Genomic DNA, 15,506 nt, shown 5'->3' with positions numbered 1-15,506 from the left:
AACAATAAATGTACACAACGTTCCGGTGTCTGTCAAATCACGTTAGCAATAATCTTCCATTTAAAAAGCTCCGGAAAACCAATAATACCTGGTTCCCCGGAGCTTGCATATACGCTTATTCAACTATCCATTGAATGATTAGGTTGTTGTCGGTGGAGTACCACCGGAGTTGCCCGAATTGTTATCATCCTCTGGCTTTTGCAGATTAGGGATATCATTCGGTTGATCCGTTGTATTCTTAGGCTCGTCATCCTTACCTTGAATACGTACACGGACGTCTCCAATGTTGTCGATCACAGGCTCACCGTTTTCCGGTGTTCCTTCTCCCTCAGTCGTGCCACCATCCAAAGAACCTGTCTCAATCAAACGCTTGATTTGTTCAAGTTCCAAGGTTTCTTCTACCAGCAAGGTTTGAGCAATCAAATGAACCTCTTTGGAATACTTGGTCAGGAGTTCTCTAGCACGCTCATAAGATTCAGTGATGAAACGATTCATCTCCTGGTCAATCTGATAAGCGATCTGATCACTGTAGTTCTGCTCATGACCGATATCGCGTCCAAGGAATACTTGGCCTTGTGAAGTACCGAACTGCATCGGACCAAGTTTCTCACTCATACCATATTCTACGATCATGCTACGTGCGATGCTTGTTGCTTGTTGGAAGTCGCTATAGGCTCCTGTTCCGATCTCACCAATGAACAGTTCCTCGGATACGCGTCCACCCAACAATCCAGTGATTTTGTCCAGCAATTCCTGCTTAGTTGTCAGCATGCGGTCTTCCTTCGGAAGCATGATGACGTATCCGCCTGCACGTCCCCGTGGAATAATCGTTACCTTGTGAACCATGTCAGCATTTTCCAAGAAGAAACCAATAATCGTATGGCCTGCTTCATGATAAGCAACAATTCGTTTCTCGCGGTCACTGATTACGCGGCTGCGTTTTTCTGTACCTACGATAACACGGTCGATGGCTTCATCTACTTCTCGCATCGAAATATCTCTGCGGTTACGACGAGCCGCCAACAAGGCAGCTTCGTTCAACAGATTTTCCAGATCAGCGCCTGTAAAGCCTGTTGTACGTTTCGCAATTACGTCCAATTTAACATCCTTCGTTAATGGCTTGTTGCGAGCATGTACATACAATACTGCTTCACGGCCTTTAACATCTGGACGGTCAACCGTAATTTGACGGTCAAAACGTCCTGGACGAAGCAACGCCGGGTCTAGAATATCCGGACGGTTTGTAGCAGCTACGATGATAATACCTTCGTTTGCGCCGAATCCATCCATTTCTACGAGCAATTGGTTGAGCGTCTGCTCACGTTCATCATGTCCGCCACCCAATCCAGCGCCACGTTGACGTCCAACGGCATCAATCTCATCAATGAAAATGATACAAGGTGCGTTCTTCTTCGCGTTCTCGAACAAATCGCGAACACGGGAAGCACCGACCCCGACGAACATTTCTACAAAATCAGAACCTGAGATACTGAAAAACGGTACTCCAGCCTCGCCTGCAACAGCTCTCGCCAAGAGTGTTTTACCCGTACCTGGAGGGCCCACTAACAGAACACCTTTCGGAATACGAGCGCCCACAGCTGCAAACTTGCGTGGGTCCTTCAAGAATTCTACAACTTCGACAAGCTCCTGCTTCTCTTCGTCAGCCCCTGCCACGTCCTCGAACGTAACCTTCTTCTTCTCTTCGTTATACAGACGGGCTTTGCTCTTGCCGAAGTTCATAACTTTGCCGCCACCGCCCTGTGCCTGATTAAACAGGAAGAAGAACAACAGGAACATGATCACCAAAGGAATGATAGAAGTCAAAAACGTCAGCCAGATACTTTCGCCTTCCATTTTCTTCTGTACATATTCAAACCCGTTCGTTTCGCTGGCATTTACCAGTTCACTTAGGGCTTGATCCGTTGGTGGAACATATACGGAAAAATTGGTCGATTTAGCATTAGCCGGCTGCTTCTTATATGCACCGGTTACAAGATAGGCGTAACCGTCAAATTGGACCGTTACTTTAGAGATGTTATTAGCTTTAACCTCTTGCCGTAATTGGTCATATCTAGGGAGATCGGAGGCTTCGTTACTGTTACTAACAAACTGAACGATACCCACCACAACTAAAAAAAGAATCAAATAAAAACCAGAATTCCGGATGAACCGATTCATCCCCTACCTCCTCTCGAGACACTTAAGTTATTTTACCATAGCCTGTAAGTCCTTCTCAACAAAGGGCCTTATTTAGTCCTAGGACTGGAGGCTGAGATTAGCTGGTGTAGATTTCCGGCTTCAAAATCCCTATGTATGGGAGGTTCCGGTAGTGCTCGGCATAGTCCAGACCATAGCCGACAACAAACGCATCTGGAAGCGTAAATCCAGTATAATCTGCTTCAAGATTAACCGTCCGGCGTGCAGGCTTGTCGAACAAGGTTACGACACATACCGAATTGGCATTACGATTCTTAAGCAGTTCAATCAAATGTGTCAGCGTCAGGCCGCTGTCGATAATATCTTCGACAATCAGAACGTCGCGTCCTTCCACAGATGCGTCCAAATCCTTAATGATTTTTATGATACCTGAGGATTTTGTGGAGGCTCCGTAACTTGATACAGCCATGAAATCAAGCTCCAACGGCACTGTAATGGATTTAACCAAATCAGCCATAAAGATAAACGCACCTTTCAGTACGCAAATCACCAATGGATTTTTCCCCTCATATTTTACGCTGAGCTGTGCACCCAATTCCTTAATTTTACTCTGAATTTCTTCTTCGCTGATCAATATTTCCTGAATATCATTTTGCAACGGTGTAAACCTCCTAAGTTTATACTATGAAAGCCGTTCCTGTGCAATTACCGGTGCCCCGGACTCTCTCGTCTTTGCCATGACATATATATAACCGAAGACGTGTGCTCTTGCACCGCGGCATGTACAGAACGTCGTACGCCCGGAATCCAGAGAATAGCTCCAGAGTGGTCGCAGACGATGGGAATAACGGAACGCATTGAAGGAGGTATTTTTTCATTAATAAAAATATCTTTAACCTTTTTTCTTCCGTTTAATCCCATTACATACATCGTATCTCCAGGTAATCGCGAGCGTACAGTCAGAGGCAGACTCAATTGATCTGCGTCGAACCACGCTTCCTCCTTATTGGCCGGATGGTCCCCGTCCAAATAGGAAGCCCTTCGCCACCGAAGTATACCATCTGCCTCAGGCAACTCTAGCTCACCGGAAATAGGCAATACACTTAGTCCATAGCACCATTCGCCCATAACGACTTGCGTACGGTCAAACAAAACCGCTTGGTCATATTCGCGGACTCCAACCGCACCGCCTCCCAAATCCAAACTCCATGTAGACGATGCCTCTTGGAGAAGTCTTAGTCGAACGGTTTCAATTTTACGAAAATCAAAATTTTCACTGTCCGAAGGCAGATAATTTAATATTAGTTTAATCAACCTCCGTTGTAAAGCAACGGGTAGCTTACGGTATGAAGCGATGGGAAACATGTACCTGCCATTATCCAAGCTCACCATTTTCTCGTATGCTGACAGCGTAGATGCCTCCATAAAGTCATTTTCGTCAGCCATCGTTTCGGCCAACCGGTTTAGGGACGGTGTCAGTCGCTCATTATATTGCCCCAAAAAAGGAAGCACATCCATGCGGATGGCGTTACGGCGGTATTTGGTCGATAAATTAGTGCTGTCTATCATATAGGAAAGACCATACAAGTTACAAAACTCAATCAGGTCAGCCTTGTACATACGTAGCAGCGGGCGAATGAGTTGCACATTTTTTTCCTTGCGTGCCAAACGCATACCCGCCAAACCTGCTGGACCGCTACCACGCAGCAAGTGCAAGAGAACCGTTTCGGCTTGATCGTCGCCGTGGTGAGCCATTGCAATATGCTGTGCTTCCCACTTTGTAGCCATATCATGTAAAAAGCTGTAGCGCAGCTCGCGTGCTGCTTCCTGCGGTCCCTTCCCACTCTCCTTCATATAAGCGGGTACATCAACCCGAGTCATTTCAAATGGAAGTTCAAGCTTTCGGGCAATATTGCGTACCACTTCAGCCTCCGCATCCGATTCCTCTGGTCTGAATCCATGATGAACGTGAGCGCAGACGAGTTGTAAAGGCATATGTATAACGGATATTTCATGTAAAATGTGCAAAAGGGCCACCGAATCCGGCCCACCGGATACAGCAACCACAATGCGGTCTCCGGGGCTCCACAGTGAATGATCTCGCGCCAAGGCGAGCACTTCCTGTACAACACCGGTCGGTTTTGTTGTTCCCATTCCCGACCCTCTTTTCTCCCGACCGTAAAAATGATGATCATCTGTTATCTTATGTAAGTCATGCTGCTACCTTAACGCAATCCAGAGCGCTCCGGCAAGCAGCAAAAGCGATACCGTGAAAGCATATCCCAGCCAGCGTGGATTCCCTCTTTTGACCGACGATTGCCTGACATGTGCGGAAGCCAAACGTGACCAAGATCGGGCCGCTGCACGAGTATCGGAATATTCTCCACGCACTGCACCCAGTAGCCATTCGGCATAGGGGCGTAATACACGACTGCGGCGAATGATGACCGTCAATTCTGCCGTATTACGCAACTGTGGCAGCCTACTGGCAGCCGCCTTTAACGATTCGCTCTCCAATATATGAATCGTTAGAAGAGCGAAGGCAAACAGGTCATACTGGGAATCGGCATTTCGGCTACCAGCATTCCAGAATCCTCTGTCATACCATTCCGTAAATTGTTTGACACTCCGACCAGCAAGAGACACCCCACCATAGTCAATTAATTCAGCCTCTCCATAGGCATTGACCAAAATATTCTGCGGCTTCAGGTCACCAAACACCCATCCTGCCTGATGGAGATCCGCCAGACGGTTCAGTATACCGGTTCCAGCCACACCATACCATTCCGGCCCTTTGACTGCCACAAAGCGATGAAGCGGATCACCCTTAACATATCGCATAACATAAAAGGGGATCTCCCCGCTGCGTAACACTACATCATCCACCTCAAACAAAAAGGAAGGATTTCCATTTCGCTGGAGGGCGGCCTGAGTCCCCTGAGACTGCAATGTGGTCAGCACATTAATCTCCGATTGCAGATCAAGCGTGTTCTTCCCCATTTTCAGAGCAAATTGCCGATCGGCCTGTGCTTCTTTTACCAAATATACAGTTCCGTTCGCTCCCCGGCCCAACAAGCGCTGGATGACATAGCTGCTCCGCTTCCACTTGCCCTTGATGACCGTTCCGGGTGCAAGAACGGGATCAGACGACGTAGTCACCGAGCATCCCTTCTCCTTTGCCATAGGATTCTTCCAGATCCTTCTGTTCTCCTAGTGTAACATATCGGTAATAATCAATCACTTGTAAAATGGCAGGACCTGTCGGCGTCGCCCCTTTCATCCGCAAGCGTCCAAATATCGATTTGATCTGGTTAAGCTCAGAGGTCCAACCGATATCCATGACTGCATCTTCTCCCATTTTACCGCCTGGAAAATGAAATACAGATATACGGCTGTGTCCGCTTCTAGACTGTAAACTGAGCAGCAAATCGCGAATGCTGTCCTCTACAGCAGGCAGCTTGGGCTTCATGCTCGCACTTGCATCAATGAGCAAGGCAATCTCAAGGTTGCTTGTTTCTGTCAGCTCATCCATCACCTCAACTACTTGGGCCCGTTTTGCCGGAGGAAGTTCACCGATATGTTTGGCGCCACCCTCACCCAGAATGTGCGTTAACTCTCTATTAACCGCCTGCTGAATGGTTTGAACCACCGTTTTGCGCGTCATCATCTGCATGGTCTGCGCCAACTGCTTCGTCCCTACGATTTGGCTAAACCCTCCCCCTGCCTTAGCAATTTCTTGAATCTCCGCACTGCCAAGCTCACCAATAGTTCCATAATCTATGACTCCGGCGACGTTCACTGTGATACCTTCCCGTAAAGCTTGGGCAGCCGCCATGACTGGGCTAACACCTACATTTGAGCATCCGTCTGTAATGATCAAAATTTGCTTCATCGTTTTTTGACCTCCGCTTCCTCTTAATCTATCCCGATAGATTCTATCTTTGCCTAATCCGGAACGATTCAAACGAAGGATGCGGATTTTTAAAAAACGAATAGGGAATTTCCCGGGCAATGTCGGATTAGCTCACCGTCCGTGGACGTTCCAACCACCTCATGCCAGGTACATGGAGAGTTGCCCATTCTGGGCGGAAGTGATCTATTTTACTAACGACTACAGTCATATCATCATAGATTTGATTTTGTTGGTATCGAATGACCCTTTCTAGTAAACAGTCGGCCAACTGCTGTGGATCTTCGCTTTCAATTTCCTGAATCATGCGTTTCATCCATATTTCTTTATTAACTGCATAACCCGGTGAGTCGTATATACCGTCTGTAATCATAATGAGAATATCACCCGGCTGGAGCTGCAGGGATACCAAGTCAATTTCAATATCCTGTATAATCCCAATCGGCAAGTTGCTGGCAGATACGGGAATGACCTCCTCTCCTCTTTTAATAAAGCTTGGCGTAGACCCAATTTTCATAAAGGTTGTCTGGGCCGTGTATTGATCAATCAGCGCCATATCGACCGTAGCATACATTTCCTCAGGTGATCGCAGCATCAGGACAGAGTTAACTGACTTGATCGCCAATTTTTCGTCCATACCCGATTGCAGTAATTCCTCCAAAATGTTAAGTGCTGCACTGCTCTCTTGCTGCGCGCGCTCTCCGTTCCCCATACCATCGCTTAAAGAGACTGCAAAGGTCCCGTTTCCTAGCTCCATCATGCTGTAACTGTCTCCTGAGAAAAAATCGCCTCCTTTGGCGGCACTAGCTACTCCTGTAGCAATCTCATACGTTTTAGCAGAGCCGAACATGACTGTAGCCAAGCCTTGGCGGCGATCTGCCTCCGTTTCGCGCATCACAGCTATATGCTCGTCCAGTATGTCCGACAGAAGTGGAGCAATGATTTTCCGACATTCATCAAATCCCCTTGTATAGGCATGGACAATCTCAATTTCTACCTGACCTGCATCCAAATTAATAATCTCAATAGATTGGATGGACAAGCCCAGTCTATCAAGAGCCTCCCGTATTTGCTCCTCCTGCCGATGCATGGTCTGCCCTTCCCGCTGAATTTCTCGCGCTAAATCCTCCATGATTTGTGATACGCCCGATAGCTGGTCAGCAACAAGCTGACGACTATCGTATACTTGGCGCTTCCACTGCATATTATGTTGGTAGAGGCTATACTGCTGCTTCATCACTTGCAGGACAGCGCCCGTTTTAGCACATGCCTTGCTCCATTGCGGGGGTATCTGTTCCGGCTCCAAATCCGGGTTGTCCTCAATGGCGCTCATCATTTCCGTCATATACTGATGGGTTTGCATGAACTTGCCGTCCCAGCACTGCTCACACTTGAAGCAGGAGGCACATGTCCCTTCCGCCACCGCATTCATAAAGTGTTCGATTTCACCATCCGACTTCGCGCTCTCACTTGCAGATATCTGGTGAAAGCTGCGGGATAGCTGACTGAATACACGGGAAAACTTCGTTACTCGCTCTGCGGTGAGATCGCGGACCCTTTTGGCATACTCATGCTGAGATTTGGCGTGGTCCTGCGTACCGGGAACATAGGTAGAAACCGCTTTAAAGAAACTTTTTGGGGTCATTAAAAATAATAGAATCGCCGCACAGCTCTCCCAGGTTGATGCCAGCACGTCTCCGGTCCCATCCAAATAGATCGTCAGAATTGAGGAGCCTAGCAGCATCCCAAGCGCAACAGCGCCTTTTTTCCCTTCACGCAGCATCCCTGCTAGCAAACCTGCAAAAGCGAGTAAACTCATCTGCACAATTGCAGACATATTGGCCAAGCTTAAAATTAAACCGGTAATGACACCGACCGATGCACCCAGCGAAGCACCTCCCACCAAAGCAAACACCAAGACCAAATATCGTGACAGCACATGATCGACAGACAATGAATGAACAGTCCATCCTACTGCTCCCGTCATCACAGAGGCTAATAAAATAATAAGACATAAAATTTCCTCATTTTTGAGCTGGCTTGTCTTCTTGCGGTACGTAAACAACGGTATGGCCTGTGTGAATACCAGCGTAAGCATAAAGCTGAGAACCGCATCCGTTCCCACAATGATAAGTTCATACCATGTGAAAGTTGGAGCCATCACGGCGTTAAATAAATTGACCATAAACACAGACAAGAAAACCATAAGCGGGGCATAGGATAATTCCAGACGATCGAAGGTTCGTAGCCCGCGATACAGGAGATAAAATACCAGTAGCTCACCGCCAATCATAAATAACGATGGGTAAGGAGCTAACAGGCTGCCTAACACAACGGATACAGCTACAGGCAGCATCAGGTCACGCCGAAGAAACGTAATGACCGCAAAATAAGCGAGGGCAAAAGGAGAAAGCTCGTCCAAAATAGTGGCGCGTCCCAGTAGAACTCCCATAGCCGACAATAGCAGCATCCATCTTTGCGCCATTACCCATTGCACCCCTTTATGTGAATCCAGCCGTTTCTTGAGTCTGGAAGACCAACCTTCCGTACGCTCTTTGGATTTGGACTTTCTAGATTTTAACCCCGGAAAATGTACCACGTTCCATTTCTCCATCATGCGTCAGGCACCCCATTCATCAATTTGATGTTCCCATCTTAAACCGGAACGATTGAGAAAGTTTGTCAGAACCTCACGTCTTATTCCAAGAAATTTCCGACAAAAAAACGTTCTGCGCGAAAGGACAGAGCATCGCCTTGAACATCAAGCTACGCCCGTATGGAAGCAGATGGAAGTCGTGTCTCTTAACTCCTTGCTTGACCTCTCTATGTCGTCCATCACTATGACCAAGACTAGCGATTTGCACAGAAGATAGACGGAAAACCGTTGGAGTTTGTCGGACGATTATGTCCTCACGACAAAAAAAACATCCGCTTTCCAGCACGAATGCTTTTCTCGTCTTCATCAAAATTGCGAATCTCATAAAATGCATGTATAACGATAACCGGATTTATCGTCCACACCATTGCATATCGCATCTATTGTCGGTAGAACGCAAAAAAACCGTAGCAGTCTTTCGACTGTACGGTTTTCCGTGTATGGTTGATACGGTTGTCAAAGTGAATTAAACACGCTTCGCGCCGCGTCCTCCGCGTTTACCTTCGGTGTTCTTTTTCAGCGACGAAATGCGTTCCTCACTATCTTTCAGGAAGCGTGACATTTTATCCTCAAATGAAGGTTTACCCGGTGCAGGCTTGAAAGAACGGCCTCCACGATCGCGGTTGAAACCACCGCCACCACCACCGCGTCCTTGACTTGGACCTGAACCTCCACCGCCGAAACGGTCGCCTCCGCCTGGTCCTCCTGTACGCTCCGGTCTTGGAGCTCTTGGGGGACGGGCTTCACTTGCCGGCTTGTCAATCGTTTGCTTAATGGAAAGTCCGATTTTGCCATCTTTGTCAACATTAATGACTTTCACCGTCACGACATCATTAATCTTCAGGTGGTCGTTAACATCCTTAACATAGTTATCGGCGATTTCCGAGATGTGAACGAGACCCGTGACACCTCCAGACAAATCCACAAATGCTCCAAAATGCGTGATGCCTGTCACTTTGCCCTCTAACTTGGTGCCCACTTCAATTGCCATAGAATAAAATGATCCTCCCTTAAAATATACAACCGATTTTTTTGCAAAAAAATCCCGCTGTGGTGATTTGATTATACAAAATGGCGGAACCAAGGTCAACTAAGCATTGGCCCGATAATGTTCCTATTTCTGATCTCCGATGATTGGCGTCTCTTCCGGTTTGTAAAGACCGTACTTGCTTCTGGCAATCTCGCCAATGTACTCAGGGTCCTTGAGACGATTCACTTCGGTTTGAAGCTGTTGTTCCGTTTGTGTAGCAGCTTGCTTCTGCTTTTCCTTCTGGATGAGCTGTTCATTTCGATCGGCCATAATCATGCCTTGAGAAAAAAAGGTAAAAATTGCCCAACTACCAAAGGCGGCAAGCGATAGCAACCAAATCATGATTCGCCTGCGCCCGCCCGCGTTGGACTTGGACGTAGAAGATGAATGGCGATCTACAGACGAATTACGCATGATACTACCTCCTTCCAAACCATCTTTTCGCTGTGTTTTTCAGTCTGATACCCAGCTTTACGAGCGACTCTGGAATCCTCCAGCGCGCTTTAAGCGGACCGATCAGCCATAGGATCGGCTTCCAAACCGGCATCAGGATGTATATCAGCATCCTTCCCAGGAACACAATAAGTGCCCATGTCCATCCGACCAGCTTGCGTAACAGCCGATACAGCGCTAACACCGGAAGAACAATCAGGATGCGCAGTATGCTGTTCACGATCAACGTCAGTCTGCGAACTATCTCTAATAACATTACCACAAAACGTTGGGTTGTAACACTAAAGGCCCAAAAATAGAGCCAAACCCCCAAAAGTAGTCCTAAAAAGACATAAAACCGCAGCTCACCGCGATTACTCGCGTATAGCACACGGAAAATAAACAAAGCCGAGGCCACCCAGTACAGCACGTCCAACATATGAACGCTCCAGCGGGCAAAATGAAAGCGGATGGACAGCACCCGGTAGCTGTCAAACACCACTCCCATGGCTATGCCCGACAACAGCATCCACGTTAACGTCAGCCATTGCGTGTAAGGGTTCATTTGAAGATCTTGCCGAATAGGCTTTTTCCGTTTTTGGCCGGGGCCCCGGGCTCCAGGTAGACGAGGGAAGTAATCAGACCTTCAATGGACAACAGTCCCTCTTCTAGACTGAGGTTTTTGATATGTAAATGTTGTCCGCGAATGGTGAGATGGCCCAGCTCGGTCTGAAGCAAAAATTCTTCACTGTCAAAGCTCTCCACATTGCTGACGCCTGAAATATCGAGTTGCTTGCGGCTTTGCATGCGCAGATCATGGTGCTTGGACTTCCCTTGTTCAATCATGGCATGTACCCCTCCTTCTGTTCTTAGCTTATGAAGGGGACTGTATGATTTAGAACCGCTTTTGCTGTTAATCAGCATATGATGGACGAAAACTCGTCATCTAAAGAAAAAAAAGCACTCCTTCATAAAATAATGAAGGAGTGCTTTCATGTACAGTTGTGAAAAAATCAGATGTCTGCTTACCAGTTCAAACCATTGTCCCTGGCAATAGGCTCTTCCTTTACCAACGTGTACATACTTGCAGCCTCGTCCTTGCGTGTAGTGTCGGCGAGCCGTTCCACTCGCACGGTCACCAGCTTCTGGCCAAACTGGACGGTAATTTCATCGCCTACTTTGACCGCACTGCTCGGCTTGGCTTCGCGTCCGTTCACCAGCACTCTCCCTTGTTCGGAGACGTCCTTGGCTACCGTACGCCGCTTAATCAGCCGCGAGACTTTCAAGAATTTATCAAGACGCATTAGTTAACGGCTTCTTTAAGCTTATTACCGGCTTTAAAAGCAGGAACGGTCGATTCTGGAATTTCAATCGTGTTACCGGTTTGTGGATTGCGGCCTGTACGGCTGGAACGCTTGCGTGTTTCGAAAGTACCAAAGCCGATCAGTTGCACTTTGTCACCGCCAGCGAGTGCATCTGTAATTTCACCAAGAACGCCATTCAATACAGCTTCAACGTCACGTTTGCTCAAACCGCTTTTGCTGGAAATATTGTTGATCAGATCTGTCTTGTTCATAAGATAAAAGCCTCCCAAATGTCAAAAAATAATCATCACGCTGCATGTCCATTGATGGAGCAGACGTGAGGTCCAACTGTGGCCGAAGCCCTTCTGAATGTCACTGTAGCACGCTTAACTATAAGCTACAGTTATTTTCAGAATTACTACAAGTTATTCTGGCTTGTCCGTAAAAATCCTGCAATGACAGGCGTTTTTTTATTCGACCCCAGTTAAGCCAACATCCTACTACAAAACTCTGCCCATTGGCAAGTCTTCTCAAACTGAGCCTTCTTTCAACCCTGCATATGTCTCATTTTACTGTTCTGTGCAGCCAAAAGCGAATATGTTGAATCATGCTTTACCAAGGAGCTTTTTCGCTTCTTGCCAGTAAGTCTCCATTTCATCTACGCTGCTTTCTTCGGGACGACGCCCCTGCTCGCGTAATTTCTGCTCAATATACTGGAAACGGTCGACAAATTTGCGATTGGTGGCCGACAATGCCTCTTCCGGGTCTACTCCCATAAACCGGGCTGCATTCACGGCAACAAATAGCACATCGCCTAACTCCAGCAACTGGGCTTCCACAGCATGCCCTTCACGAACCGCTTCCTTCAGCTCAGCCACTTCTTCGTCCAATTTATCGAATACGCCCTCAATGCTATCCCAGTTAAAGCCCACTTTAGCTGCTTTCTTCTGGAGCTTGTACGATTTCATAAGAGCAGGCAGATCTCGCGGAACCCCGTCCAGTACAGAAGGGTATGCCGCCGTCGTGCCTTTAAGCCGTTTTTCCTCAGCCTTCATCTGCTCCCAGTTTTGCAGCGCTTCTTCCGCATCATTCGCTTGATTGTCACCAAATACATGTGGATGACGGAAAATAAGCTTATCATTCAGCCCCTGTATAACATCATACACATTGAAGGTTCCGACTTCCTCTTCCATTTGGGCATGCAGCAAAATTTGCAACAACAGATCGCCCAGCTCTTCCTTCATATGCTCAGGGTCGTCCTCATCTATCGTTTCGATGACTTCATACGTTTCTTCGATCAGATTTTTGCGGATCGACTGATGTGTTTGTTCACGATCCCAAGGACAGCCTTCCGGGCTGCGTAAAATATCGACAATCTCGTGTAGACGGTCAAAAGAACGCCGTTTCAGCGCCTCATCCTCACTGCGAGGTATGTATACCAAGGATAGGTTCCCGTAGCCCTCTACTCGATCCAGCTCGTACAGCGGCACCTTATGCACCGCTTCCTCCCCTTCTACCCCAAGAGCGTGACCGACATATACCTCATAATCGTCAGGATACCGCTCCATCAGGCACAGCTTCACATCAGAAGCCGTGAAGGTGTCATACACCTGTCCGATCAGCGTATGCAGCTGAGGCTGGAGCCAGCTGGCATCCAGTGTACCTGCGTCCAACAGTTGGAAACCCTCAATCGGATCAAAACCAAGACGCACAAAGGCTTCATCCAGGAAACTTTCGCCGCCCAGAATATTCAGTTCAATCCCTTGCGCAGGACAACGCTCCTTAAGCAACTGCACCGCTGCTTCTGCCACCATCGGGTGACCGGGAACCGCATAGACGATTTCGCTTCCGTCTGCCGCCTTAGCAGCCGTCGTAATCAATTGGCTGGTAATTTCCTCGTATACCTCTGGAAAAGACTCCTTTGTCTCATATACCTTGTCAAACGACTCAAAAGCCACTTCAAACTCATTCAGTACTTGAACCGCAGGATGCTCCTTGGTCCGCAGATACAGCGCTGAAGCGCCCCGCATTTTGTTCAATATCCCTATCGTAAGCTGATCCGGATCTCCCGAGCCCAGACCTACGACCGTTAATGTTACGCTCATATCCAATCCTCCGTTTCGCAGAAACAAGGTTCATGCTCGAAAAAATACACGGCCTAACCCCGCTTCCGCTTCCTTTGCTTTGGCATTTACTATACCACAAAGTGGTATAGGCTCATAAAATGGCTGTGCCGCTTTCACGCCGTAAGCCGTATGCCTGGCTAAGCCAGTACACGTAGCCTGCGCAACACGGCTGCCAGCGGGCGTCCGAGCTTGGGCACTGCCACAAGCTCGTCCTCCGTGATTAGCCTCAAGCGTGCGAGGCCGATCACGAACACTACGGCGCCTGCGGCTACGCCCAGCAGGCTCTCCGCGGCTGCCGTGGCACGACCTCCGGCAACCCACCCCAAGGCACCCAGCACAGCGCTGGTGCCCCACATCGCGGCCCCGGCCGCACCAGCCAGGGCGATAAGCAGCGCCGCCGGCTTGAGCACGCTGGCGGACCAGCTCGCGCGCAGGCCTACCAAGCGAGCCAGCAGCGCGATGTTGATCACCGCCGCCAGGAGATAGGCGACAGCCCCCGCAATGGCGGCTCCAGCCGTGCCTAGCTGCGGCACGAGCAGCCAGTTTAGCAGCGCCTTGGCTGCTGCGGCCGCGAGCATCGCCAGAGCCGGCGCGCGAACCGCGCCAAGCCCTTGCAGCAGCGCAGCCGAGATGATGCTGAGCGTGCCGCCTACGGCGGTTAGCGCCATCCAGCGCATGACCCCGCTGCCGGTGTCGTCCGCATACAGCATCACATTGACGGGCACAGCCAGCACGATCAAACCTGTCGCAGCGGCCAGTCCCAGTAGCCAAAACCAGCGCAGCGATTGCTCGCACTGACGACGTGCCAGTTCCGTACCGCCGGTCACCCGCGCCTCAGCCAGCGATGGAATGAATAATGCCGACAGGGTGGTGGCAAACATCATAACAAGCTGTACCAGCGGCAGACCTCGGTTATACACGCCAAAGGCCACCATAACCGCAGTATCGTCCAATCCCTCCTGCTTTAACAAGCGAGGTACAGTAAATGTGTCTACCAGGCTAATTAGCGGAACGGCTAGCGCTCCAAGGCAAACAGGCAGGGCATAACGCAGCAGCGCCTTTAACAAGGCACCGTTGCTTTCGGCTGGGTATAGCTCTCCAGTTTGTGCTTGCACTGTCGCCATGACCGTCCCTTGCCTTCTAAGCCTCTTTCTGTGATTTCGCCAATATAGCAACATGACGACCAAGCCCGCTGCTCCACCTGCTGCTGAACCAAACACTGCTCCGGCAGCAATCATATCTGCTCCCGCTCCTTGTGACAGCATGAGCAGCAACAGTATAATCATCACGCTTACCCGTATCGCCTGCTCCGTCACTTGGGAAACAGCAGTCGGAAGCATATTTTGCAAACCTTGAAAATATCCTCTCAGTCCCGCCATAACCGGCACGAACAAAAAGGCAAACGCCGCCGCCCTCACCGACGGAATGACATGAGTATTGTCGATCCATTGACCAATGAGCGGCGCACACGTATACATCAGCACGCCCAGGATCAACCCGAAAACACCCAATACAAGCGAAGATAACCGAGCAACACGTTGCCCCGCTGCTCGGTTTCCCACTGCCTCAAACTCAGCTACAAATTTGGATATTGCAGCCGGAAATCCAGCAGCTGCAATGGTAATAAACAGCGTATAAAAAGGATAAACCGTATTATAAATGCCAAATACGCCGTCGCCGCCGATATTCTGCAGCGGAATTTTTTGCACTGTGCCGATCAGCTTGCTTGCTACCGCTGCCAGTGTCAAAATGACAGCACCTCGTAGCAGCCGCGAAGCGGCGCGATTTTCCTGCATTCTCCGTCTCCACTCCCACCTGAAATATGCATCTTACCCGAGTCCTATTATACCGCCTCTTCTCAGGGAAAGAAAAAAAACCCTGTGCAACGTAG

At 48.9% G+C, this 15,506-nt stretch carries 14 protein-coding genes; all 14 read right to left on the bottom strand.

Going from position 1 to position 15,506, the window contains the following annotated elements; genetic code table 11:
- Nucleotides 1-138 precede the first annotated feature (138 nt).
- The 14 genes from ftsH to NSQ68_RS00225 all read right to left on the bottom strand — a co-directional run bounded on the left by ftsH (nt 139) and on the right by NSQ68_RS00225 (nt 15,411).
- Nucleotides 139-2,178, bottom strand: a complete 2,040-nt coding sequence (gene ftsH / locus NSQ68_RS00290; RefSeq protein ID WP_028542511.1) for an ATP-dependent zinc metalloprotease FtsH — start codon at nt 2,176-2,178, stop codon at nt 139-141.
- 97 nt (nt 2,179-2,275) lie between these two features.
- On the bottom strand, nt 2,276-2,815 hold the full coding sequence (gene hpt, locus NSQ68_RS00285) for a hypoxanthine phosphoribosyltransferase (protein ID WP_023986447.1): 540 nt from the start codon (nt 2,813-2,815) through the stop codon (nt 2,276-2,278).
- Between the two features lie 47 nt (nt 2,816-2,862).
- Nucleotides 2,863-4,311: a tRNA lysidine(34) synthetase TilS gene (tilS, locus tag NSQ68_RS00280; protein ID WP_342427629.1), complete on the bottom strand. Its 1,449-nt coding sequence runs from the start codon at nt 4,309-4,311 to the stop codon at nt 2,863-2,865.
- A 66-nt stretch (nt 4,312-4,377) separates the two neighbouring features.
- Nucleotides 4,378-5,316 (bottom strand): serine/threonine protein kinase, encoded by a 939-nt coding sequence (locus NSQ68_RS00275; RefSeq protein WP_342429041.1) that lies wholly within the window; start codon nt 5,314-5,316, stop codon nt 4,378-4,380.
- Nucleotides 5,300-6,049, bottom strand: a complete 750-nt coding sequence (locus NSQ68_RS00270; protein WP_307354268.1) for a hypothetical protein — start codon at nt 6,047-6,049, stop codon at nt 5,300-5,302. The genes NSQ68_RS00275 and NSQ68_RS00270 overlap by 17 nt, the downstream gene beginning before the upstream one ends.
- A gap of 127 nt (nt 6,050-6,176) precedes the next feature.
- Nucleotides 6,177-8,684, bottom strand: coding sequence for a stage II sporulation protein E (gene spoIIE, locus NSQ68_RS00265; RefSeq protein ID WP_342427628.1), 2,508 nt, complete (start codon nt 8,682-8,684; stop codon nt 6,177-6,179).
- Between the two features lie 505 nt (nt 8,685-9,189).
- Nucleotides 9,190-9,714 carry a S1 domain-containing RNA-binding protein gene (locus NSQ68_RS00260; protein ID WP_014279051.1) on the bottom strand — a complete coding sequence of 175 codons (525 nt, stop codon included), beginning with the start codon at nt 9,712-9,714 and terminating at the stop codon, nt 9,190-9,192.
- A gap of 123 nt (nt 9,715-9,837) precedes the next feature.
- Entirely contained in the window at nt 9,838-10,167 is a 330-nt protein-coding gene (locus NSQ68_RS00255; RefSeq protein ID WP_029514621.1) for a septum formation initiator family protein, read from the bottom strand.
- Between the two features lie 4 nt (nt 10,168-10,171).
- The gene (gene yabQ, locus NSQ68_RS00250; RefSeq protein WP_307354271.1) at nt 10,172-10,750 is read right to left on the bottom strand and encodes a spore cortex biosynthesis protein YabQ; all 579 of its coding nucleotides are present in this window, start codon (nt 10,748-10,750) and stop codon (nt 10,172-10,174) included.
- Complete coding sequence (gene yabP, locus NSQ68_RS00245) at nt 10,747-11,031, bottom strand: sporulation protein YabP (protein WP_025721693.1); 285 nt, start codon at nt 11,029-11,031, stop codon at nt 10,747-10,749. Before yabP ends, yabQ begins: the two co-directional genes overlap by 4 nt.
- A gap of 179 nt (nt 11,032-11,210) precedes the next feature.
- Nucleotides 11,211-11,489 carry an RNA-binding S4 domain-containing protein gene (locus tag NSQ68_RS00240; RefSeq protein ID WP_016818913.1) on the bottom strand — a complete coding sequence of 93 codons (279 nt, stop codon included), beginning with the start codon at nt 11,487-11,489 and terminating at the stop codon, nt 11,211-11,213.
- The gene (locus NSQ68_RS00235) at nt 11,489-11,761 is read right to left on the bottom strand and encodes an HU family DNA-binding protein (protein ID WP_341162627.1); all 273 of its coding nucleotides are present in this window, start codon (nt 11,759-11,761) and stop codon (nt 11,489-11,491) included. Before NSQ68_RS00235 ends, NSQ68_RS00240 begins: the two co-directional genes overlap by 1 nt.
- Nucleotides 11,762-12,094: 333 nt before the next feature.
- Nucleotides 12,095-13,594: a nucleoside triphosphate pyrophosphohydrolase gene (mazG, locus tag NSQ68_RS00230; RefSeq protein ID WP_307354272.1), complete on the bottom strand. Its 1,500-nt coding sequence runs from the start codon at nt 13,592-13,594 to the stop codon at nt 12,095-12,097.
- A 158-nt stretch (nt 13,595-13,752) separates the two neighbouring features.
- Complete coding sequence (locus NSQ68_RS00225; protein ID WP_342427627.1) at nt 13,753-15,411, bottom strand: polysaccharide biosynthesis protein; 1,659 nt, start codon at nt 15,409-15,411, stop codon at nt 13,753-13,755.
- Nucleotides 15,412-15,506 lie beyond the last annotated feature (95 nt).

It is taken from the genome of Paenibacillus sp. FSL L8-0158 (assembly GCF_038592965.1).
In the GTDB taxonomy this organism is placed as follows: domain Bacteria; phylum Bacillota; class Bacilli; order Paenibacillales; family Paenibacillaceae; genus Paenibacillus; species Paenibacillus polymyxa_D.
This window is presented reverse-complemented; position numbering and strand designations above follow the sequence as displayed.